Here is a 19,768-nt window from a genome sequence, read left to right as displayed (position 1 = left end):
GGAGCGGCCATGGGCGCGGGCCTGTCCGCGCTCACCCGAGCCGCTCGGTGAGGCGGCGAATGATGCCGGTGACGCTCTGGCGCTCGGCGCGGGCGGCGAAGGTCAGCGCCATGCGGTGCTTCAGCACCGGCTCGGCGAGGGCCACTACGTCGTCGAGGGAGGGGGCATAGCGCCCGTCCAGCAGGGCGCGGGCGCGCACCGCCAGCATCAGCGCCTGGCTGGCGCGCGGGCCGGGACCCCAGGCGATATAGGCCTGCTCCGGCCCTTCGGCGCCGGGACGGGCCGAGCGGACGAGGGTGAGGATGGCTTCCACCACCGATTCGCCGACGGGCAGGCGGCGGACGAGGCGCTGGGCGGCGACGAGATCGTCCACCGTCATGGCGGCGCGGGGCTTCTGCTCCTCCGCCGAGGTGGTTTCGAACAGGATGCGCCGCTCGGCGTCGCGATCGGGATAATCGACGTCGATTTCCATCAGGAAGCGGTCGAGCTGCGCCTCGGGGAGGGGATAGGTGCCTTCCTGCTCCAGCGGGTTCTGGGTCGCGAGCACGTGGAAGGGCTTGGGCAGGTCATGCCGCTCGCCGGCGACGGTGACATGGTATTCCTGCATGGCTTGCAGCAGGGCCGACTGGGTGCGCGGCGAGGCGCGGTTGATCTCGTCCGCCATCAGGAGCTGGGCGAAGATCGGCCCCTTGATAAAGCGGAAGGCGCGGCGGCCGCCGGCCGATTCCTCCAGCACCTCGGCGCCGAGGATGTCGGAGGGCATAAGGTCCGGCGTGAACTGCACGCGGCGGGCGTCGAGGCCGAGCACGGTGCCCATGGTGTCCACGAGCTTGGTCTTGGCGAGGCCCGGCACGCCCACGAGCAGCGCATGGCCGCCGGCGAGGATGGTGATGAGCGCGCGCTCCACCACCGTCTCCTGGCCGAAGATGACGTTGGAGATGGCCGCGCGGGCAGCCTTCACATGGGCGGCGGCGGCTTCCGCATTGCGGATGATCATCTGGTCGAGGTCAAAGGTCTCGCCGGCAGCCGACATATGCTCATCTCCTACACGCCAAATACGAACCGCACGCCAAACACGAACCGCACGCCATAATTGCCTGCACGCCGGACACGCACCGCAAGCTTGCTGCCAAAAGCGGCAACAAAACGCCTCCAGCTCCCATCCGCTGGGCTGATCCACCCTTTGCCTGTTTAACGGGCATCGGGCGGGCCGGTCCACGCGCCGGTCTGGGACGGAGCGGAACACGCCCGTCTCGCGAAGTCTTGCAAACGTCGCGCCACCCGGACAGAGAGCTTACGATATGATGCGCGCCCGTCGAGCCCCCGCGGAGGTGGTGCGGGTGCGGCGCACTCACGTCATCGCGAGGCTTCCGCCTTTTGCGGCGTGACCGGGTCCAAGGAGACCAGATGCCTGCCCCAACGCCAGACACGCCAGCTCTCACACCCTCCACTTCCGAGGCGCCATCTGCGTCGGGCCGGCTGGAGGCGCTGATGGAGGCTGCGCGCGCCGGCGGCGGGAAAGGTCCGGCCCCGGTGGAGCTGTGGAACCCGCCCGATTGCGGTGACATGGACATGGTGATCCGCGCCGATGGAAGCTGGACCTACATGGGCACCCCCATCACCCGCCCGGCGCTGGTGAAGCTGTTCGCCTCCGTGCTGGCACGGGAGGGCGAGCGCTTCGTGCTGAAGACGCCGGTGGAGAAGGTGGGCATTCGGGTCGAGGATGCTCCGTTTCTTGCCGTGGATCTGGCCGTGGAATCCGCGTCTGAGCCGGATGCGGCCGGGCGCAGCGACCCGAATCGCGCCCTCGTCTTCCGCACCAATCTGGACGACGTGGTGCGCTGTGGCCCGGGCCACGAGCTGCGCTTCGCCCGCGGCGACGGGGTGGGCGAGGTGGTCCCCTACCTGCATGTCCGGCGGGGGCTGGAGGCGCGGCTGTCGCGCGCCGTCCATCTCGACCTGATGGACCTCGGGGAGGTGCGGGAGGAGGGCGGCGTCCCCATGTTCGGCGTGGCGTCGGGCGGGCTCTTCTTCCCCATTCTTCCGGCAGCCGAACTGGGACTGGACTGATGCGGGTGTCCGATGATGCATTTTCCGGGGCCAACAGCGCCGGTGACAGCCTCGCCGATTTCCTGCGCCGTGCGGGTGAGCGCCTGTCGCGGGAGCCGCCTCCCTTCTATTCGGAAAGCGACTTTCTCGCGCTGAATGGCGACCATGCCTTGCAGCCGGAGAAGGTGAGCCTCATTCCGCAGGATCGCCCGCGGCACGCCGCCGTGCTCGTACCGGTCATCGCCCGGCCGGAGCCGACCATCCTGCTCACGCTCAGATCGTCGCACCTCTCACAGCATGCGGGGCAGGTGGCCTTTCCCGGCGGGCGCATCGATCCCGGTGACAAGGACGAGATCGACGCGGCCCTGCGGGAGGCGCGCGAGGAGGTGGGACTCGATTCGGCGCTGGTGCAGCCCTTGGGATTTCTGGACGGCTACCTCTCCGGTACCGGCTTCTGGATCGTTCCGGTGGTGGGGCTGGTGGACCCGGCCTACACGCTCACGCTCAATCCCGCCGAGGTGGACGAGGCGTTCGAGGTGCCGCTCGGCTTTCTCATGAGCCCACGCAACCATGAGCGCCAGTCGCGGGAATGGAAGGGCACGCTGCGGCATTTCTATGTGATGCCGTTCGAGGGGCATAACATTTGGGGCGCAACCGCGGGCATGCTGCGCAATCTCTACGAGAAGGTCTACGCCTGATGGCGCGCAGCCTGCTCATCGAACTCGCTCTCTTTCTCACGCCGTTCCTGCTCTACGGCGCCCTGCTGCTCGCGACCAAGGGATCGGTCGTACCGGCCAACTGGTCGCCGCGCGCCCTCGCGGTGGCCTCGGTGGCGGCCGTCGGGCTGGTGGCGCTGGGCCTGTTCCTGTTCGAGCATGATCGCGTGGCCCCGCCCGGCGCCCACTACGTTCCCGCCCAGACCAGAGATGGCGCGTTCGTGCCGGGGCATTTCGAATGACTGTCAGCGTTGCCGGCGCGCCGTTCTGGACCACACCGGGCCTTTCGCCCCTGCTCGCCGTGCTGAATGGCGGCGGGGAGGAGGCGCGAGTGGTTGGCGGTGCGGTGCGCAACGCCCTCCTCGGCCTGCCGGTGATCGACGTCGACATTGCGACCACCGCCCCGCCACAGGAGGTCGCCGACCGCGCCGCCCGCGCCGGCCTCAAGGCGGTGCCGACCGGCATCGAGCATGGCACTGTCACCGTGGTGTCCGGCCATCACGGCTATGAGGTCACCACCCTGCGCGAGGATGTGGAGACGGACGGCAGGCGGGCGGTGGTGCGCTTCGGCCGGAGCTGGCAGCACGATGCCGAGCGGCGGGACTTCACCCTGAACGCGCTCTATGCGGCGCCGGACGGCACGGTGGTGGACCTCGTGGGCGGCCTTGCGGACCTCGAGGCGCGGAAAATCCGCTTCATCGGCTCGCCGGACGCGCGCATTCGCGAGGATTACCTGCGCATCCTGCGTCTGTTCCGCTTCCACGCGGCCTATGGGGACGGCCCGGTGGACAAGGCGGCATTCTCCGGTGCCGTGCGTTTGCGGCAGGGCCTGCTCGCCTTGTCCCACGAGCGGGTGCGGGCGGAACTGCTGAAGCTGCTCCTCGCGCCGGGGGCGGCGGCGACCCTTGCCGTCATGAGCGACGCGGGCCTGATCCAGCCGCTGATCGGCGGCATCGCCGATGCCCGGGCGTTCGCGCGGCTGGTGGAGATCGAGGCGCTGTGGCGCGCGGAGGGCTGGGACGTGCCGGCCGATGCCATCCGCCGTCTCGCCGTCCTTGCGGTGCGGGTGCCGGACGATGCCGAGCGGCTGCGCGGAAAACTGCGCCTGTCCAATGCCGAGGGGCGGCGCCTCGCCCTCATGGCCGGCCCTGTGCCGGACATGGCCGACGACGCGGCGGCGCAGGCGTTCATCTACCGGACGGGGGCGGAAGCGGCGCGCGAGCGCGCCCTGCTGGCGGCGGCGCACGGGCGGCCGGGCATGGAGCGGATCGGCCGGCTGGCCGCTCAATGGGCGGTGCCGCGTGCCCCGTTCCGCGCGGATGATCTGATTGCGTTGGGCCTCAAGCCGGGACGGGCGCTCGGGGCCGCCCTGCGGCGGGCGGAAGCGGACTGGATCGACGCTGGCTTCCCCGAGGAGCCCGGCCACATCGCCGCCCTGCTGCGGGCGGCGATCGCCGCGGATGAAGGGCCTTTGTAAGGCTCAGTCCTCGTCGTCTTCTTCCTCGTCCTCTTCCTCGAAATCGGCGATCTCGAGCTTCTCGACCGCGATGGCGGGAAGGGTATCCTTGCGGAACTCGCTCACGTCCTCGGCGAACCACACCACCGAAATCTCCGTCTCGGAGGCGGTGACGACGGTAAGGGCGGGGCTGCCGGACTTGAGCTGGACGATATCTCCGGGGGCGAACGCCATGGCTGTTTCTCCGGGCCGGCCGCGAAGGGGCCAGCGCAGCAGCAGCCTTAATGCGCATTCATGACGGGCGGATCACGGCCACTTCACCACCGGGGGCATGGAGGAGAGGATCGAATCCACATTGCCGCCCGTGCGGAGGCCGAAGATCGTGCCGCGGTCATAGAGCAGGTTGAATTCCACATAGCGCCCGCGGCGGATGAGCTGCTCCTCCCGGTCCTCCTCAGTCCACGGTGTCGCCATGTTGGCGCGCACGAGGCGGGGATAGACGTCGAGGAAGGCGAGGCCCACGTCGCGGGTGAAGGCGAGATCGTCCTCCCAGCGGCCGGTACCGGCGGCGGCGGAATCGAGATAATCGTAGAAGATGCCGCCGATGCCGCGCATCTCGTTGCGGTGCTTGAGGAAGAAATAGTCGTCGCACCACGCCTTGTAGCGGGCATAGTCCGCCACCTTGTGGGCGGTACAGGCCGCTTCCATGGCCTTGTGGAAGGCGATGGTGTCTTCATCCTCCTGCGTGCGCCGCCGGGCAAGCACGGGGGTCAGGTCCGCGCCGCCGCCGAACCACGCCTTGGTGGTGACGACGAACCGCGTGTTCATGTGCACGGCCGGCACGTGCGGGTTCGCCATGTGGGCGATGAGCGAGATGCCGGAGGCCCAGAAGCTCGGATCGTCCGCTGCGCCGGGGATCTGGGCGCGGAACTCGGGGGCGAACTCGCCGAATACGGTGGAGGTATGCACGCCCACCTTCTCGAACAGCCGGCCGCGCATGAGGGCCATGGTGCCGCCGCCGCCCGGCGCGCCGGTGTGATCGGTGCGCACCCAGGGGGTCCGGACGAAGCGGGCAGGGGAGGGGCCGTAGAGCGCGGGATCGGCGGCGTCCTCCAGCGCCTCGAAGGCGGCGATGATGCGGCCCTGCAAGTCCTCGAACCAGGCGCGGGCCTCGGCACGGCGGGCATCGAGCAGCGCGTTGCCGGCCTCGGCAGGGACGGAAACGGGGGGCACGGGGTTTTCCATGGGCGTTCCGCCTCCGATGTTCTTCTGGCTGGCGGCGCTTCTATCGCCTCCCCGCGGCGGAAGAAAGCTCAGGCGGGCAGGCCACCGGTCTGCCTGAGCGCTTCGGCGAGGACGATGCCGGCGCTGACAGCGACATTGAGCGAGCGCACGCCCGGCCGCATGGGAATGCGCACGCGCGCATCCGCCGCGGCATGAACCTCGGGCGGCACACCGGCGGACTCGCGGCCGAACAGGATCACGTCGTCGCTCTGGAAGGGAAAGCCGAACAGAGGCTCCGCACCGGTGGTGGTGAGGAGGACGAGGCGCCGGCCCTCGGCACGCCGCTCCGCATCGAAGGCGGTGAAGGAGGCGTGCCGCCGCCAGACCACCTGGTCGATATAGTCCATCCCCGCACGGCGGAACCCGGCGTCGCCCACCGGGAAGCCTGCGGGCTCGATGATGTGCACCTCTGCCCCGAGGCAGGCGCCGGTGCGCAGGATGGCACCGGCATTCTGCGCGATGTCCGGGCAATAGAGGGCGATGCGCAGGGTCAAGGAAAGGCTCCGGCGGGGACGCCGCCGGAGCGGGTCGTCAGGTCAGTTGCTGCAGGTCATCTTGTTCCACGTTGAATTGAGCGGGAACAGGGTGAGCGTCAGCTTGGTCGGCGCGGGGACCGAGTTGTAGCTGCTCTGCTCGCACACATCGTCATAAGGGAAGGTATAGGCCTTTCCGTTGAGCGATGCGGCGTGGATGGTCTGGGAATAGAGGTTCTGCGGCAGCCCCTGGTACGGCTTCACAGAGCAGTTCGAGATGCTGTTGGTGCTGTTGATGAAGGTCGAGCGGAGGAACGCCGCCTGCATCCACCGCTGCAGGCTCGGAACCGGCCCCGCATCGCCGCTGGCGAATGTGGGACCATTCTGCCAGAGGTCCTTGGACGTCGGCTTGTTGAAGACCGTCTTGTTGGTGCCCCCCGTGGGCGTCAGTGTGATCTGGGTGGCGGAGGTCGTTCCAGTGTAAGGGGTCGTGACGCTCCCGACCTGGTTGTTCAGGGTGAAGCTCTTCCCGGCCTTGGAATAGGTGGCGAGGACCAGGTTGACGTAGCTGTCCCAGTAATTGGTGGGGAATTTGTACCCTGCTTCCATGCCATGGTTGGGGCTGAGCACCTGGGTCGGGCGCCCCTTGCTGTCCGTGATGAGAAGCGTGCTCCATGGCGGGGTGGCGACGAGCGTCTTGACGACCGTTTGCGACGAGTTGGCATCCGTGAAGCCGGCCGTCACCGTCTGCGACGCGTTCTGCAGGACCATCTTCATGGGGATGCCCAGCGAGTCCACCTGCGTCGTGTTGACGTTGAAATTGTTGTCCGGCCCCCAGGTGTATTCGGCGAAGTCGATTACCGAGGTGTGGTTCTTGCTGGACGTGTTCCAGGGCGCCGGCGAATTGGGCGCCAGAGGGCCGCTGCCGTTGCCCGTCGGAGTGACCGTGAGATAGGAGGGCTGGCAGAAGGAAATATAGATCCGCCCGGAATTCAGGCGCGGAACGTTGAACGTATATGTGCTGGTCGACGCAGTATTGAAGCCATAGTCGGTCGGCGTGTTGTTCTGGGTGTTCAGCGGCTTGGTCTTTCCGGTCGCGTCGCTGACCAGATAGGAGGTCGGGTTGGCCGGGTCCTGGCCATAGACCGTGATGTACATCTTACCGGTAATGCCGGTGTTGTTGACGATCGTCACCGGGACCGTCTGGGCATGGGCGGCCCCCGCCGCGCCGATGCCGGCCACTGCCGCCAGGCAAGCCAGAATACGTTTCGTCATGAGTTTCTCCCCCGGATCATATGGTTGTGCGGTGCGCAGGGCACACTCGCTTTCGCGGTCCGGGCGGGTGGGGCCGACGCGGGCGGGACGAGGCAGAGTGCGCAAACGGAAAGCACTGCCAAGCTACCGGTCGGCCGAACGTCGCGCAATGCTTGATCTTAGCCATAAGTCGGGTGCTGGGGCCGCTTTATATCCGCGGGCGCAATCCTGGAGCGCGACCGCCCGGCGGGCTGCCCGGCGTCGTTCCCCACATGACCTTGCGCAACGACATGGATCTGTCGCAGTGCAGGACCGCGTGCCGCATCGCCATGATCTGGACAAGATGGGGCTAGGGTGCAATTAGAGGCGCTTGAAATTGGCGGCTCGCAGGTCCGTGCGGCCGCAGCATTGCGCGCGGCCGGCGGTTGCGGGACGTGCGTCGGGACGACAACACTATCGGGGACTGCGCCGTGGCACATACGGAGACGTCGGACACGACGACGCGTCGGGACTTCCTCTACATCGCAACCGGTGCCGTGGGCGCCGTCGGTGCCGCCGCCATGGCGTGGCCCTTCATCTCCCAGCTCCAGCCCGATGCGTCCGTGCTCGCGCTGTCCACCACCGAGGTGGACCTCTCCCCCATCGCTGAAGGCCAGATCGTTACGGTGCAGTGGCGCGGCAAGCCGATCTTCATCTCCCACCGCACACCGGCGGAGATCAAGTCGGCGGTGGACACCCCCCTGTCTGACCTGAAAGACCCGCAGCCCGATTCGGCGCGTGTGAAGGCCGGCAAGGACCAGTGGCTGGTGGTGATCGGCATCTGCACCCATCTCGGCTGCGTGCCGCTTGGCCACCAGGGCCAGTACAACGGCTGGTTCTGCCCCTGCCACGGCTCGGTGTACGACACCTCCGGCCGCATCCGGCAGGGACCGGCGCCGCTCAATCTCGAATTGCCGCCCTACGCCTTCACCACCGACACCAAGATCGTGATCGGCTGACGCGCGCATCGTCGCCGCTTTCAAAAAGGTTGGACTCATGGAAGGACATTCCACCTACCAGCCCAAGGGGAAGGTCGCGCAGTGGTTCGAGAGCCGCTTGCCGATCGTCGGGCTGATCCATTCCTCGGCCATCGCCTATCCGGTGCCGAAGAATCTCAATTACATGTGGACCTTCGGCGCGATCCTGAGCTTCATGCTCGTCTGCCAGATCGTCTCCGGCGTGGTGCTGGCCATGCACTACGTGGCCTATGCCCCGGTCTCGTTCGCCCGCGTCGAGCACATCATGCGCGACGTGAACTATGGCTGGCTGATCCGCTACATCCACGCCAACGGCGCCTCGATGTTCTTCATCGCGGTGTACATCCACATCTTCCGCGGCATGTACTACGGGTCCTACAAGGCCCCCCGCGAGGTGCTGTGGATCCTCGGCGTCATCATCTACCTCCTCATGATGGCCACCGCCTTCATGGGCTACGTGCTCCCCTGGGGCCAGATGTCGTTCTGGGGCGCCACCGTCATCACGAACCTGTTCTCGGCCATTCCGTGGGTCGGCAACACCATCGTGCAGTGGCTGTGGGGCGGCTATTCGGTGGGTGATCCCACGCTGAACCGCTTCTTCTCGCTGCACTACCTGCTGCCGTTCATGATCGCCGGCGTGGTCGGTCTCCACATCTGGGCGCTCCACCACGTGGGCCAGAACAACCCGGACGGCGTGGATATCAAGAGCGTGGCGAAGGATACGGTGCCCTTCACCCCCTACGCGACGATCAAGGACACGTTCGCGATGGTGGTGTTCCTGATCTTCTTCTCCTGGTTCATCTTCTACATCCCGAACTATCTCGGCCACTCGGACAACTACATCCCGGCCAACCCGCTCGCCACGCCGGCGCATATCGTGCCCGAATGGTACTTCCTGCCGTTCTACGCGATCCTGCGCTCGATCCCGGACAAGCTCGGCGGCGTGCTCGCCATGTTCGCGGCGATCGCGGTGCTGGCCTTCCTGCCCTGGCTCGACACCTCCAAGGTGCGCTCGGCGAAGTATCGTCCGCTGTTCCGCCAGTTCTTCTGGGTGTTCGCGGTGGTGGCGGTCCTCCTCGGCTACATGGGCTCCCAGCCCGCCGAGGGCGGCGCGCTCATCGTCTCGCGCATCCTGACGGCCTACTATTTCATCCACTTCCTCGTCATCCTGCCGCTGCTCGGCCTGTTCGAGCGCCCCAAGCCCGTGCCGGCCTCCATCGCGGATGCCGTGCTCGCGAAGTCGAAGGGCGGAGCGGTGGTGGTCGCCGGGGCGGCCGGTCCCGAGACCAAGTGATCGGCGCGGAGAGAACAGCAATGACCATTCGTAGCTCTCTCTTCGGTGCCGTCGCGGCGGCACTGCTCCTGACAGCGGGCGCCTCCGGCGCCCGTGCCGAGGATGCGCACGCCCAGCCGCGTCCGCATCGCATGTCGTGGTCCTTCGCGGGTCCCTTCGGCATGTACGATCCGGCGCAGCTGCAGCGCGGCTTCAAGGTGTTCAAGGAAGTCTGCGCCGCCTGCCACTCGGCCAACTACCTGTACTTCCGCAACCTCGCCCAGGAGGGCGGCCCGCACTTCACTGAAGCGCAGGCCAAGCAGGTTGCGGGCGAGTACCAGATCACCGACGGCCCCAACGACGCCGGCGACATGTTCCAGCGTCCGGGTCGCCTGTCCGATCACTGGCCGGCGCCGTTCCCGAACGACAACGCTGCCCGCGCCGCCAACGGCGGCGCCCTGCCGCCGGACTTCTCGGTGCTGGCCAAGGCCCGCTCCTACCACGTCGGCTTCCCCGGCTTCATCACCGACGCCTTCATCCAGTATCAGGAGCACGGTGTGGACTACATCCACGCTCTGCTCACGGGCTATGAGGATGCCCCCGCCGGTGTCCATGTGCAGCCGGGTCTGAACTACAACGAGTATTTCCCCGGTCACCAGATCGCCATGCCGAAGCCCCTCAGCGACGGCCAGGTGGAATACACGGATGGCTCGCCCCAGACCGTCGACCAGTATTCCCAGGATGTGGCGGCCTTCATGATGTGGGTGGCAGAGCCGCACCTCGACCAGCGCAAGCGCATCGGGTTTCAGGTCATGATCTTCCTGATCGTGCTCAGCGGCCTTCTCTACTTCACCAAGAAGAAGGTCTGGTCGAACGTGGCGCACTGATCAGGTGCGCTGACCGTAAGTCCGCAGAACGATCAAGGGCCCCGTCAGGGGCCCTTTTTCATGTGGGCGCCCCGCCGATCACGACTGCGCGGCATCGGCGCTTTTGGCCGCTGTGCTGCTTTCCCCCGCGCTGCCGCCGCCTTAGCTTCTCCGCCAAACCGGAGCCTGTCATGACCCCTGCCGATTTCGCCGCCTCCATCCGTACCATCGAGAATTACCCCAAGCCCGGCATCCTGTTTCGCGACATCACCACCCTGCTCGGCGACGCCCGTGCCTTCCGTCGGGCGGTGGATGAGCTGGTGCAGCCTTGGGCCGGCGCGAAGATCGACAAGGTGGCCGGCATCGAGGCGCGGGGCTTCATCCTCGGCGGCGCGGTGGCGCATCAGCTTTCGGCCGGCTTCGTGCCCATCCGCAAGAAGGGCAAGCTGCCCCACCAGACGGTGCGCATGGCCTACGCCCTCGAATACGGCGAGGACGAGATCGAGATGCATGTGGACGCCATCACCCCCGGCCAAAGGGTGCTGCTGGTGGATGACCTGATCGCCACCGGCGGCACTGCCACCGGCGCGGTGAAGCTCCTTCAAACCTGCGGCGCCGTGGTGGAGGCGGCCTGCTTCATCGTCGACCTGCCGGACCTCGGGGGCTCCGAGAAGCTGCGGGGGATGGGCGTGGCGGTCCGTACGCTGGTGGCCTTCGAGGGCCACTGATCCGGGGGAGGACCCGGAAGCCTCAGATCAGCCGAAGGCCCTTCAGGCTCGCGTGCCCGTCCTTGCCGACAATGATGTGGTCGTGGACCTCGATGCCCAGCGGCTTCGCCACATCGATGATGCGGCGGGTCATGTCGATGTCGGCGCGCGAGGGGGTGGGATCGCCCGAGGGGTGGTTGTGGCAGAGGATGAGCGCGGAGGCGGACACCTCCAGCGCCCGTTTCACCACCTCGCGGGGATAGACCGGCGCGTGGTCCACGGTACCCGTCTGCAGCACCTCGTCGGCGATCAGCTGGTTGCGCTTGTCGAGAAACAGCACCCGCACCTGCTCGCGGTCGGCATAGGCCATGGCGGTGCGGCAATAGTCGATCACCGCGCTCCAGGACGACAGCGCCGGCCGCCGCTTCACCTGCCCCTTGGCGAGGCGCTGGGCGGCCGCCTCCACCACCTTCAGCTCGGTGATGATGGCGTCCTTCACGCCGGGCACCTCGGCCAGCAACTGCACTGGCGCGGCCACCACCTCGGCGAAGGAGCCGAAGCGGTCAACCAGCGCCTTGGCAAGCGGCTTCACATCCCGCCGCGGCACGGCACGGAACAGCACCAGCTCCAGCAGCTCGTAGTCGGCCAGCGCCTGCGACCCGGCCGAGCGGAAGCGCGCGCGAAGCCGGTCGCGATGCCCGTGAAAGTGGGGCGCCTCGTTCAGGCCGTCTTCCGGCGCTTCGGCCATCCGGCTCCCTCAGGCGGTGATGTAAGGCGGCTTGTGATAGCCCTTGGGGCTCAGGGTGAAGATCTCGACGCCGGTCTCCGTCACGCCAACGGCATGCTCGAACTGCGCGGAGAGCGAGCGGTCCCGCGTCACCGCGGTCCAGCCGTCGGAGAGCACCTTCACGTGCGGGCGTCCGAGGTTGATCATCGGCTCGACGGTGAAGATCATGCCCGGCACCAGCTTCGGCCCCTCGCCACGCCGGCCCACATGCACGATGTTGGGTTCGTCGTGGAACACCTGCCCGACGCCGTGGCCGCAGAAGTCGCGCACCACGCTCATGTGCTGCGGCTCCACGAACTCCTGGATGGCGGCGCCGATGTCGCCCACATGTGCGCCCGGACGAATGGCGCGGATGCCCCGCATCATCGACTCATAGGTCACGTCCAGCAGCCGCTCCGCCCGGCGCGGAATGGCGCCCACCGGAAACATGCGGCTCGAATCGCCGTACCAGCCGTCGAGCACCAGGGTGACATCCACGTTCACAATGTCGCCGTCGCGCAGAGGGCGCGCGTTTGGCATGCCGTGGCACACCACGTGGTTCACCGAAGTGCAGACCGAGTAGCGGTAGCCGCGGTACATCAGCGTGGCGGGGTAGGCGCCATGGTCCATGGCGAAGTCGAAGATGAGCTGGTCGATGGCGGTGGTGGTCACCCCCGGCCCGATCATTTCCGCCACGGCGTCGAGCGCCTTGGCGGTCAGCGCGCCGGCGCGCCGCATGCCCTCGAAGCCTTCCGGCCCGTAGAGCTTGATATGGCCGGTCTTGCGCAGCGGCGCGTTTGCCGCCTCAACATAGTTCATGACGCTGCCTTCACGGACGGCGCGCGGAGCCGTCCTCAATCTCGGAATTCAATCTACACAATTAGTCCTTGCCGGCGTCAAAGCAAGCTTGGTCGTCGTCCCGGCCTCGCAGAAGCGCGGCCTTGGGCGGGTTTGCGGCGATTTCGTGCGGCTGGCGGGAGCCGATAAGATCGCCCCATCCGAATCGCGATGAGTGCCATGTCCATCCGCCGCCTACCGCCCGTGCTCATCGACCGCATCGCCGCCGGCGAGGTGGTGGAGCGGCCGGCTGCCGTGGTGAAGGAGCTGGTGGAGAACGCGCTGGACGCCGGCGCGCGCTCCATCGAGGTGGTGATTCAGGGCGGCGGCCGGCGCCTCGTGCGCGTGAGCGACGACGGCTCGGGCATGGGGCCGGACGATCTTGCCTTGTGCGTGGAGCGCCACGCCACGTCCAAGCTGTCCGGGGAGGACCTGCTCGCCATCGCCACCCTCGGCTTTCGCGGCGAGGCACTGCCCTCCATCGGGGCGGTGGCGCACCTTGCCATCGCCAGCCGTCCGCCGGAGGCCGCCCATGCCTTCGAGGTGCGTGTGGATGGCGGCGTGGTGACGCCGCCCCGGCCGGCGGCGCTCGGGCGCGGAACGCGGGTGGAGGTGCGCGATCTCTTCTACGCGACGCCCGCGCGCCTCAAGTTCCTGAAGTCCGACCGCGCGGAGGGGACAGCCGCGGCGGACGTGGTGCGCCGTCTGGCGCTGGCCCGCCCGGACGTGGCCTTCACCCTCGCCACCGACGAGCGCGCGCCGGTCACGTTTCCCGCGCGAGCGGATGATGAGGCCGGCCGGGCGCAGCGGCTCGCGGACGTGCTGGGCGCCGATGCGGGGCGTAACGTCATCGCCGTCTCCGGCATCCGGGAAGGCGTTCGGCTCGATGGCCTTGCCGGCCTGCCGACCTTTTCCAAGGCCAATTCGCTGAGCCAGTACCTGTTCGTGAACGGCCGTCCCGTGCGCGACAAGCTGCTGATGGGGGCGGTGCGCGCGGCCTATGCGGACCTTCTGCCGTCCGATCGCTATCCCGTGCTGGCGCTGTTCTTCACCCTCGATCCCCGCGACGTGGACGTGAACGTCCATCCCGCCAAGACCGAGGTGCGCTTCCGCGACGGGGGCAATGTGCGGGCGCTCATCGTCCGCACGCTTTCCGATGCCTTGGCCGCCCGCATCCCGTCCACCGCCGCCAGCATGGCGGATCGCCTCGTGGCGCTGGCGCAGACGCCCAGCCTTCCGTCCCGCACCTCTTCGGGCCTTGGGGAGCCGGAGCGCGGCGGCGCCTTCGCCCGCTTCCGCCCGGCGCCACGGCTCGATTACGACTGGCGGCAGTCGCCTACGCGCCCCGAGCCCTTCCGGTCGGGCGAGGAGCAGGTGCGTCTCGAGATCGCCGAGCCTTCGGCCGATGCCCGCGCAGACGCCGCGCCCGTCTCTGCCGTCGATCTCGACCGGCCTCTGGGGGCGGCCCGCGCGCAGCTGCACGAGACCTATATCGTCGCCCAGACCCGCGAGGGGCTGGTCCTCATCGACCAGCACGCGGCCCATGAGCGGCTGGTCTACGAGAAGCTCAAGGCGGCCATGGAGCGGGACGGCGTGGCGCGGCAGGGGCTGCTGATCCCGGCCGTGGTGGATCTCGATCCCGCAGATGCGGATCGGCTCACCGAGCGGGCGTCCGACCTCGCCGCTCTGGGGCTTGTTCTGGAACCCTTCGGACCCGGCGCGGTGCTGGTGCGCGAGGTGCCGGCTCTGCTGAAGGACGCGGACGTGACCCGCCTCGTCACGGACCTCGCCGAGCACGCCGCCGAATGGGACGATGCGCTGCCGCTGGAACGGCGCCTGCTGCACGTCGCCGCCACCATGGCCTGCCACGGCTCTGTGCGGGCGGGGCGACGGCTCAGGGTGGAGGAGATGAACGCCCTGCTGCGGGAGATGGAGCAGACGCCCAACGCCGGCGAGTGCAACCACGGCCGGCCAACCTTCGTCACGCTCTCATTGAAGGACGTGGAGAAGCTGTTCGCGCGGCGGTAGTACGTCCCTCGTGTGGTGCGGATTGTCCACATGTCCGCAACAGCGCTTTTATATCAGAGGTGCGCGTCATGCCCGCTGCAGTTGAGACGCGACGAGCGCGTCGGCAGCGAAGGCCAGAGCTTGGCCCGGACCGTTTTTGCCGCCGAAGGTCTGGCTCATCGCATAAGCGCCTTCGACCAAGAGCAGGAGGCCATCGGCGAGCTGTTGCGGGCTTGGGACTTCCAGCGCCTGGGCAATGCTCAGGAAGCGCTCTCGAAGCGCGGCCTTGGTTGCTGTCGCGACCCTTCGCCCTGGATGTTGAGGATCGGGAAACTCGGCGCAGAAGTTTATGAAGGGACAGCCGCGGTACCCCTCCGAGGTCGTTCGGTCGGAGAGATAGGTCATGATGGCTCGGAGCTGAGCGTGCGGGTCATCTTGGTAGGCGGCAAACATCTCGTCCCAGTTCTCAAGGAAGCTCCGGCTTCGGTCTTCGAGATAGGCGACGACGAGATCGTCCTTCGACGGAAAACTCCGATAGAGACTGATCTTGGTGACACCCGCCTTCTTGACGATGGTTTCAACGCCGACAGCGCGGATTCCTTCCCGATAGAACAGATCCGCCGCGACCGCGAAAATCTTGTCTCGCGCCCGCGGCGCCTTGCGCTCGGGAACCTCAAGTTTACCAGAACGGGGCATCGCATGCCTCCTTGACACTTGACAATGTGACCGACCGGTTCGTATCAAAATTAAACGGTCGGCGCGATCGGCTCAAGTCGCAGACCTGCTCGGTCGCTATCAAGGGGAGTGTTGCAAATGAAGCACTTCGTTGTCGAGGCGAAGTATCTCGTGCCCTTTGAGGACATAAGAGAAACAATACCGCATCATCGTGCCTTCCTTCAGAAAGGCTACGAACTCGGACTGTTTTTGTGTTCTGGGCCTAAAGAACCACCGACAGGTGGGTTTCTGCTCGCGCGCGCAAAATCAAAGGCTGATCTGGAAGCATTCTTCGACAGCGAGCCGTTTCATGTCGCCAAACTTGCGACCTTCACATTCACGGAATTCCAGCCCGTCAAGCGCCAAGGCTGGGCTGAACATTGGTTCAGCGCGGCTACCGGCTCTGCGAGCCAAGCATAGTCAAAGGCAGGCCGTGTGAGGCGGTCCCTCAATGAGCTGGCACCCGTGGGCGGCCAGCTCTTTTTTGGGAGCGATCATTTCCAGCCCGCCCGCCTCAGGCCTTCTTCAGCAGCTTCTGCAGGTCGCGGCGGATCAGTTCGTTGCCGGCCATGATGTGGCCGCGCTCCAGCATCTTCTCGCCATCGTCCATGTCGGAGACATAGCCGCCCGCCTCGCGCACGAGGACGATGCCGGCCGCCATGTCCCAGGGCGAGAGGTTGCGCTCCCAGAAGGCGTCGAAGCGTCCGGCGGCGGTCCAGGCGAGGTCGATGGCGGCGGAGCCGGTGCGGCGGATGCCCGAGACCTGCGGCTGGACGAGTTCAAGCTCGCGGTTGAACTGGGCATGGTCGCCGCGGCCCATGTGGGGCACGCCGCAGCACACGACGCATTCGGCGAGCTTGCGCCGTGCGGCGACACGGATGCGCCGCTCGTTGAGATAGGCGCCCTGGCCGCTCTCGGCCACATAGAGCTCGTCGCTCACCGGATTGTAGACGACGCCCGCCACCGGCACGCCGTTGCGCACCAGCGCCAGCGAGATGGAGAAGATCGGGATGCCGTGCAGGAAGTTGGTGGTGCCGTCGAGGGGGTCCACCACCCACGTGTTGGCGGGGTCGGTGCCTTCCACCGCGCCGCGCTCCTCCATGAGGAAGCCGTAGTTCGGCCGGGCGCGGGACAGCTCGGCGAAGAGGGTGTCCTCGGCCTTGCGGTCGGCGGCAGAGACGAAGTCTCCGGGGCCTTTCATGGAGACCTGAAGCTGCTCCACCTCGCCGAAATCGCGGGCGAGCGTGCGCCCAGCCTTGCGGACAGCCTGGACCATGACGGTGATGAGGGGCGAGCGGATCATGAAGTACCTGACGTGTGGCCGAAAGCCGGCGCGCCCGGCGCCGGGGCAGCGGGCAGGGAAAGCGATTGAACCTGCGTTTGCCTGCCTTGGCTGCCCCCGTCAAGGCGCGTTCAGCCGCGCCCCAACAGAAATGGGAGGTAGCCAGCTAAGCTCAGGACCGCAGCGGAGACCAGGCCGGGTCCGAGCCGTAGCTCGGGGTCGGCAGGCGCTGCTCGTTGTAGCCCGTCACGTCCACGGTATAGAGGGAGGGGCCGGAGGCGCCGCCCGGATCGCGGAAGAACATGAGCACGCGGCCGTTGGGGCAGAAAGTCGGCCCCTCGTTGTGATAACCCTCTGTCAGCACACGCTCTCCCGAGCCATCGGTGCGCATGACGCCGATGGCGAAGCGGCCTTCGGCCTGCCGGGTGTAGGCGATCCAGTCGCCCTTGGGCGACCACACCGGCGTCGAGTAGCGGGCATTGCCGAAGGAGATGCGCTTGGCGCCGGAGCCGTCCGCATTCATCACATAGATCTGCGAGGTACCGCCACGGTCGCTCTCGAAGCAGATCTGCCGCCCGTCGGGCGAATAGCAGGGGGCGGTATCAATGGCCGCCGTGTCGGTGAGGCGGGTGGTGGCGCGCGAGCGCAGGTCCATGACGAAGATGTTCGAGTTGCCGCCCTGCTGGAGGCTCATGATGACCTTCTGGCCGTCCGGCGCGAAGCGGGGCGCGAAGCTCATGCCGGGGAAATTGCCGACGATCTCCCGCTGGCCGGTCTCGATGTTGAGCAGGAACACCTTGGGATCACCCTGCCCGTAGGACATGTAGGTGATTTCCTGGCTGGTGGGCGAGAAGCGCGGGGTCAGCACCAGGCTGTCGCCGCGGGTGAGATAGCTCACGTTGGCGCCGTCCTGGTCCATGATGGCGAGGCGCTTGATGCGGCGCTCCTTCGGCCCGCTCTCGTCCACGAAGACGATGCGGGTGTCGAAATAGCCCTTCTCGCCGGTCATCTTCTCATAGATGGCATCGGCGACGATATGGGCGATGCGCCGCCAGTTCTCCGGCTGCGCCACGAACTGCTGGGCGGCCAGCTGCTGGCCGGCGAACACGTCCCACAGGCGGAACACCACCTGCACCCGCCCGTCCGCCTGCCGCGTCACACGGCCGGTGAGCAGCGCCTGGGCGTTGATGACGCGCCAGTCCTGGAAGCGCGGGGTGTCGGGATTTGTGATCTGCTCGACGAACGCCTTCGGATCGATGGGCGCGAACAGGCCGCAGCGGCGCAGGTCCGAGGTGATGACCCCGGAGATGTTGCGCCCGAGTTCCGGCTCGCCCAGGAGGTCGGTGATGGCGATGGGGATCGGCTTGAAGGCGCCGGGGGTGATCTCGATGCGCGCGGCCTGGGCTTGGGCCGCGCCGAGGCCGCCATGGAGGATCCCCGCGGCGCCGGCGGCCATGCCCGTCATCAGGAAGGCGCGACGGCCAAGGCCCTGCGCGGGCCTGCCCGCCGGGGAGCCGGCGTGACCATCATCGTGTGGGCGCTGGAAGGCTTCCGGGCGTCCGGACCGCGTCATTTTCGTCCTCGTTCTTTCGGGTCACGCCGCGCCCGAGGGGCCGGCGGCGCGTGCCGCCGGGGGCGCCGGCCTGCTATTGGGTGAAGAGCTTGTCGCTGAGGGTGATGCCGAGCGTCTTCCACGAAGAGGCGTATTTCTCGGGTTGGAACATCGTGTAGGGCTGGCACTGGATGATCGCCCGGATGCCGATGCTCGCCACCGACTGGAAGGCCGGGTTGCCGGCGTTCGCCTGTCCGGGAACGATCCGCGGCTGCGCCGAAAGGGTGCCGTCCTTGTTGAAGAAGATGTCCACGTCGACGGGCGGCGGCGCGGTGAGGTTGCCCGGCATGGTGCCCCAGCATGTCTTCAGGCGGCGCTTGAAGGCGTCGATCTCGTTCACGCTGAGGGTCGCCGCCTGACCGCTCGGCGCGCCGATGGAGGAGGTGTTCGAAATCTCCCCCGCGCTCGCCACCTGCCGGGTCGGCGTGCGCTTGTCGATCAGTTCCTTGATTTGGTCGGTGTTGAACTCGCGCGAGGGCGCATTGGCCTCGATGGGCTTGGGCTGCTCACGCGGCGGCGCCGGCTTGCGCGGCGGCAGGGGCGGGGCGGCCTCGGCCTTGGCCTGTTCCTGCGGCTGCTCCTGCTTCTTCGGCTCGTTCTTCAGCGCGACTTCCGCCGTTTCCTTGGGCGGCGGCGCAGGCTCGGCCTTCTGCTGGGTCGGCTGCTCGGCCTTCTGCGGCGGCGGGGGAGGCGGCGGCGGGGGAGGGGTGGTCGCCTCCACCGGCGGCTTCTCGCTGGCCTTGAGCTTGGGATCCTCGATGGGGGTGGGGTCGGCGACCTTCTCGGCCACCTGCTTCGGCTTCTCGGTCTTCTTGCCCGTCAGCGCGCCCCGAGTGAGCTTGGTGTACTCGGAGGAGGTGATGACGTCGACGGGGATGTCCTGCAACGTTGGGTCAAGCGGCTTCGCCCCGGAGAAACTCACCAGGGTCAGGACGAGAACGCCCACATGGAGCGCCGTCGATGCCGCGAGGCTGCTGCGCATGGGATTGATGGCTCAGCCTCCCTGCTCGACCTCGGTGACCAGCGCCACCTTCTTGAAGCCCGCCCCCGAGAGGCGGCCCATGACCCGCATGATCTGCCCGTAATTGGCGTTCTTGTCGCCGCGGACGAAGATGCGCTCCTCGAAGCCGCCGCGCGCCTGCGTCACCGCTTGCAACTTCGAGACCAGATCCTCGTACTTGATCTCGCTGTCGCCGAGATAGATCTGGCCGTTGGGCCGCACCGAGAGGGTGATCGGCTCCTTGTTGTCCTGGTTCACCGCGCTTGCCTGCGTCTGCGGCAGGTCGATGGGCACGCCCACCGTCAGCAGCGGCGCCGCCACCATGAAGATGATGAGCAGCACCAGCATGACGTCCACCATGGGCGTCACGTTGATTTCGGCCATGACCGGGGCAGCGCGCCGGCGCGAGCGCCGGCTCTGCCATCCTGCCGCCCCTCCGCCCGACATGCCCATGGT

The 19,768-nt window shown here is 67.4% G+C and carries 22 protein-coding genes; 10 read left to right on the top strand and 12 right to left on the bottom strand.

Translation table 11 applies throughout. The features are described 5' to 3' along the window. Positions 1 to 31 precede the first annotated feature (31 nt). Entirely contained in the window at positions 32 to 1,033 is a 1,002-nt protein-coding gene (locus tag V5F74_RS03690; protein WP_024279769.1) for an AAA family ATPase, read from the bottom strand. 458 nt (positions 1,034 to 1,491) lie between these two features. On the opposite strand from V5F74_RS03690, the gene V5F74_RS03685 reads away from it, so the two are divergent. The 4 genes from V5F74_RS03685 to V5F74_RS03670 are packed head-to-tail and all read left to right on the top strand — an operon-like array spanning position 1,492 to position 4,242. Continuing rightward, positions 1,492 to 2,070 (top strand): DUF1285 domain-containing protein, encoded by a 579-nt coding sequence (locus V5F74_RS03685; RefSeq protein ID WP_394006321.1) that lies wholly within the window; start codon positions 1,492 to 1,494, stop codon positions 2,068 to 2,070. Next, the gene (locus V5F74_RS03680; RefSeq protein ID WP_394006320.1) at positions 2,070 to 2,747 is read left to right on the top strand and encodes a CoA pyrophosphatase; all 678 of its coding nucleotides are present in this window, start codon (positions 2,070 to 2,072) and stop codon (positions 2,745 to 2,747) included. Before V5F74_RS03685 ends, V5F74_RS03680 begins: the two co-directional genes overlap by 1 nt. After that, entirely contained in the window at positions 2,747 to 3,007 is a 261-nt protein-coding gene (locus V5F74_RS03675; protein ID WP_394006318.1) for a DUF6111 family protein, read from the top strand. Before V5F74_RS03680 ends, V5F74_RS03675 begins: the two co-directional genes overlap by 1 nt. Continuing rightward, positions 3,004 to 4,242 (top strand): CCA tRNA nucleotidyltransferase, encoded by a 1,239-nt coding sequence (locus V5F74_RS03670; protein ID WP_394006316.1) that lies wholly within the window; start codon positions 3,004 to 3,006, stop codon positions 4,240 to 4,242. Before V5F74_RS03675 ends, V5F74_RS03670 begins: the two co-directional genes overlap by 4 nt. A 3-nt stretch (positions 4,243 to 4,245) precedes the next feature. On the opposite strand, the gene V5F74_RS03665 is transcribed toward V5F74_RS03670, so the two are convergent. The 4 genes from V5F74_RS03665 to V5F74_RS03650 all read right to left on the bottom strand — a co-directional run bounded on the left by V5F74_RS03665 (position 4,246) and on the right by V5F74_RS03650 (position 7,253). After that, positions 4,246 to 4,455: a DUF2158 domain-containing protein gene (locus V5F74_RS03665; RefSeq protein ID WP_024279764.1), complete on the bottom strand. Its 210-nt coding sequence runs from the start codon at positions 4,453 to 4,455 to the stop codon at positions 4,246 to 4,248. 72 nt (positions 4,456 to 4,527) lie between these two features. Then, positions 4,528 to 5,454 carry an oxygen-dependent coproporphyrinogen oxidase gene (gene hemF / locus V5F74_RS03660; RefSeq protein ID WP_394006314.1) on the bottom strand — a complete coding sequence of 309 codons (927 nt, stop codon included), beginning with the start codon at positions 5,452 to 5,454 and terminating at the stop codon, positions 4,528 to 4,530. Positions 5,455 to 5,534: 80 nt separating this feature from the next. Then, on the bottom strand, positions 5,535 to 5,999 hold the full coding sequence (locus tag V5F74_RS03655) for a tRNA (cytidine(34)-2'-O)-methyltransferase (RefSeq protein WP_394006312.1): 465 nt from the start codon (positions 5,997 to 5,999) through the stop codon (positions 5,535 to 5,537). A 42-nt stretch (positions 6,000 to 6,041) separates the two neighbouring features. After that, positions 6,042 to 7,253 carry a beta-1,3-glucanase family protein gene (locus tag V5F74_RS03650; RefSeq protein ID WP_394006310.1) on the bottom strand — a complete coding sequence of 404 codons (1,212 nt, stop codon included), beginning with the start codon at positions 7,251 to 7,253 and terminating at the stop codon, positions 6,042 to 6,044. Positions 7,254 to 7,702: 449 nt separating this feature from the next. Here V5F74_RS03650 and petA point away from each other — a divergent pair, with 449 nt between their 5' ends. From petA to V5F74_RS03630, 4 genes are all read left to right on the top strand, one after another. Further along, positions 7,703 to 8,230 (top strand): ubiquinol-cytochrome c reductase iron-sulfur subunit, encoded by a 528-nt coding sequence (petA, locus tag V5F74_RS03645; RefSeq protein WP_024279759.1) that lies wholly within the window; start codon positions 7,703 to 7,705, stop codon positions 8,228 to 8,230. A gap of 37 nt (positions 8,231 to 8,267) precedes the next feature. Then, positions 8,268 to 9,542 carry a cytochrome b gene (locus tag V5F74_RS03640; protein ID WP_029557863.1) on the top strand — a complete coding sequence of 425 codons (1,275 nt, stop codon included), beginning with the start codon at positions 8,268 to 8,270 and terminating at the stop codon, positions 9,540 to 9,542. 20 nt (positions 9,543 to 9,562) lie between these two features. After that, positions 9,563 to 10,408 (top strand): cytochrome c1, encoded by an 846-nt coding sequence (locus tag V5F74_RS03635; RefSeq protein ID WP_029557864.1) that lies wholly within the window; start codon positions 9,563 to 9,565, stop codon positions 10,406 to 10,408. A 170-nt stretch (positions 10,409 to 10,578) separates the two neighbouring features. Continuing rightward, positions 10,579 to 11,115 (top strand): adenine phosphoribosyltransferase, encoded by a 537-nt coding sequence (locus tag V5F74_RS03630; protein ID WP_024279756.1) that lies wholly within the window; start codon positions 10,579 to 10,581, stop codon positions 11,113 to 11,115. Positions 11,116 to 11,137: 22 nt separating this feature from the next. Here the strand turns inward: V5F74_RS03630 and radC are convergent, their stop codons facing one another. Both radC and map read right to left on the bottom strand, forming a co-directional pair. Continuing rightward, positions 11,138 to 11,842 carry a RadC family protein gene (gene radC / locus V5F74_RS03625; RefSeq protein ID WP_024279755.1) on the bottom strand — a complete coding sequence of 235 codons (705 nt, stop codon included), beginning with the start codon at positions 11,840 to 11,842 and terminating at the stop codon, positions 11,138 to 11,140. 9 nt (positions 11,843 to 11,851) lie between these two features. Next, positions 11,852 to 12,679 carry a type I methionyl aminopeptidase gene (gene map, locus V5F74_RS03620; protein ID WP_024279754.1) on the bottom strand — a complete coding sequence of 276 codons (828 nt, stop codon included), beginning with the start codon at positions 12,677 to 12,679 and terminating at the stop codon, positions 11,852 to 11,854. Between the two features lie 198 nt (positions 12,680 to 12,877). Here map and mutL point away from each other — a divergent pair, with 198 nt between their 5' ends. Beyond that, a complete protein-coding gene (gene mutL / locus V5F74_RS03615) occupies positions 12,878 to 14,725 on the top strand; it encodes a DNA mismatch repair endonuclease MutL (protein ID WP_394006306.1) in 1,848 nt (615 codons plus the stop codon). Positions 14,726 to 14,791: 66 nt separating this feature from the next. On the opposite strand, the gene V5F74_RS03610 is transcribed toward mutL, so the two are convergent. Next, entirely contained in the window at positions 14,792 to 15,400 is a 609-nt protein-coding gene (locus tag V5F74_RS03610) for a TetR/AcrR family transcriptional regulator (RefSeq protein WP_029557866.1), read from the bottom strand. 117 nt (positions 15,401 to 15,517) lie between these two features. Here V5F74_RS03610 and V5F74_RS03605 point away from each other — a divergent pair, with 117 nt between their 5' ends. Beyond that, entirely contained in the window at positions 15,518 to 15,838 is a 321-nt protein-coding gene (locus V5F74_RS03605) for a YciI family protein (RefSeq protein ID WP_081837660.1), read from the top strand. Positions 15,839 to 15,932: 94 nt separating this feature from the next. Here V5F74_RS03605 and V5F74_RS03600 read toward each other — a convergent pair whose 3' ends face one another. The 4 genes from V5F74_RS03600 to tolR all read right to left on the bottom strand — a co-directional run bounded on the left by V5F74_RS03600 (position 15,933) and on the right by tolR (position 19,765). Next, on the bottom strand, positions 15,933 to 16,721 hold the full coding sequence (locus tag V5F74_RS03600) for an inositol monophosphatase family protein (protein WP_024279752.1): 789 nt from the start codon (positions 16,719 to 16,721) through the stop codon (positions 15,933 to 15,935). A 151-nt stretch (positions 16,722 to 16,872) separates the two neighbouring features. Then, the gene (tolB, locus tag V5F74_RS03595; RefSeq protein WP_029557867.1) at positions 16,873 to 18,165 is read right to left on the bottom strand and encodes a Tol-Pal system beta propeller repeat protein TolB; all 1,293 of its coding nucleotides are present in this window, start codon (positions 18,163 to 18,165) and stop codon (positions 16,873 to 16,875) included. 181 nt (positions 18,166 to 18,346) lie between these two features. After that, positions 18,347 to 19,294, bottom strand: coding sequence for a cell envelope biogenesis protein TolA (locus V5F74_RS03590; protein WP_394006304.1), 948 nt, complete (start codon positions 19,292 to 19,294; stop codon positions 18,347 to 18,349). 12 nt (positions 19,295 to 19,306) lie between these two features. After that, on the bottom strand, positions 19,307 to 19,765 hold the full coding sequence (tolR, locus tag V5F74_RS03585; protein WP_029557868.1) for a protein TolR: 459 nt from the start codon (positions 19,763 to 19,765) through the stop codon (positions 19,307 to 19,309). Positions 19,766 to 19,768: the final 3 nt, after the last annotated feature.

Origin of the sequence: Xanthobacter aminoxidans (genome assembly GCF_043193615.1) — a bacterium.
Lineage (GTDB): Bacteria > Pseudomonadota > Alphaproteobacteria > Rhizobiales > Xanthobacteraceae > Xanthobacter > Xanthobacter aminoxidans.
The sequence above is the reverse complement of the archived record's forward strand: the minus strand, read 5'-3'. Positions and strand labels throughout refer to the sequence as shown.

What these genes read in the sequence shown, in the direction of transcription:
- V5F74_RS03690 (WP_024279769.1), bottom strand. Translation starts at nt 1,033, where the DNA reads ATGTCGGCTGCCGGCGAGACCTTTGACCTCGACCAGATGATCATCCGC.
- V5F74_RS03685 (WP_394006321.1), top strand. Translation starts at nt 1,492, where the DNA reads ATGGAGGCTGCGCGCGCCGGCGGCGGGAAAGGTCCGGCCCCGGTGGAG.
- V5F74_RS03680 (WP_394006320.1), top strand. Translation starts at nt 2,070, where the DNA reads ATGCGGGTGTCCGATGATGCATTTTCCGGGGCCAACAGCGCCGGTGAC.
- V5F74_RS03675 (WP_394006318.1), top strand. Translation starts at nt 2,747, where the DNA reads ATGGCGCGCAGCCTGCTCATCGAACTCGCTCTCTTTCTCACGCCGTTC.
- V5F74_RS03670 (WP_394006316.1), top strand. Translation starts at nt 3,004, where the DNA reads ATGACTGTCAGCGTTGCCGGCGCGCCGTTCTGGACCACACCGGGCCTT.
- V5F74_RS03665 (WP_024279764.1), bottom strand. Translation starts at nt 4,455, where the DNA reads ATGGCGTTCGCCCCCGGAGATATCGTCCAGCTCAAGTCCGGCAGCCCC.
- V5F74_RS03650 (WP_394006310.1), bottom strand. Translation starts at nt 7,253, where the DNA reads ATGACGAAACGTATTCTGGCTTGCCTGGCGGCAGTGGCCGGCATCGGC.
- V5F74_RS03640 (WP_029557863.1), top strand. Translation starts at nt 8,268, where the DNA reads ATGGAAGGACATTCCACCTACCAGCCCAAGGGGAAGGTCGCGCAGTGG.
- V5F74_RS03635 (WP_029557864.1), top strand. Translation starts at nt 9,563, where the DNA reads ATGACCATTCGTAGCTCTCTCTTCGGTGCCGTCGCGGCGGCACTGCTC.
- V5F74_RS03630 (WP_024279756.1), top strand. Translation starts at nt 10,579, where the DNA reads ATGACCCCTGCCGATTTCGCCGCCTCCATCCGTACCATCGAGAATTAC.
- radC (WP_024279755.1), bottom strand. Translation starts at nt 11,842, where the DNA reads ATGGCCGAAGCGCCGGAAGACGGCCTGAACGAGGCGCCCCACTTTCAC.
- map (WP_024279754.1), bottom strand. Translation starts at nt 12,679, where the DNA reads ATGAACTATGTTGAGGCGGCAAACGCGCCGCTGCGCAAGACCGGCCAT.
- mutL (WP_394006306.1), top strand. Translation starts at nt 12,878, where the DNA reads ATGTCCATCCGCCGCCTACCGCCCGTGCTCATCGACCGCATCGCCGCC.
- V5F74_RS03610 (WP_029557866.1), bottom strand. Translation starts at nt 15,400, where the DNA reads ATGCCCCGTTCTGGTAAACTTGAGGTTCCCGAGCGCAAGGCGCCGCGG.
- V5F74_RS03605 (WP_081837660.1), top strand. Translation starts at nt 15,518, where the DNA reads ATGAAGCACTTCGTTGTCGAGGCGAAGTATCTCGTGCCCTTTGAGGAC.
- V5F74_RS03600 (WP_024279752.1), bottom strand. Translation starts at nt 16,721, where the DNA reads ATGATCCGCTCGCCCCTCATCACCGTCATGGTCCAGGCTGTCCGCAAG.
- tolB (WP_029557867.1), bottom strand. Translation starts at nt 18,165, where the DNA reads ATGACGGGCATGGCCGCCGGCGCCGCGGGGATCCTCCATGGCGGCCTC.
- V5F74_RS03590 (WP_394006304.1), bottom strand. Translation starts at nt 19,294, where the DNA reads ATGCGCAGCAGCCTCGCGGCATCGACGGCGCTCCATGTGGGCGTTCTC.
- tolR (WP_029557868.1), bottom strand. Translation starts at nt 19,765, where the DNA reads ATGGGCATGTCGGGCGGAGGGGCGGCAGGATGGCAGAGCCGGCGCTCG.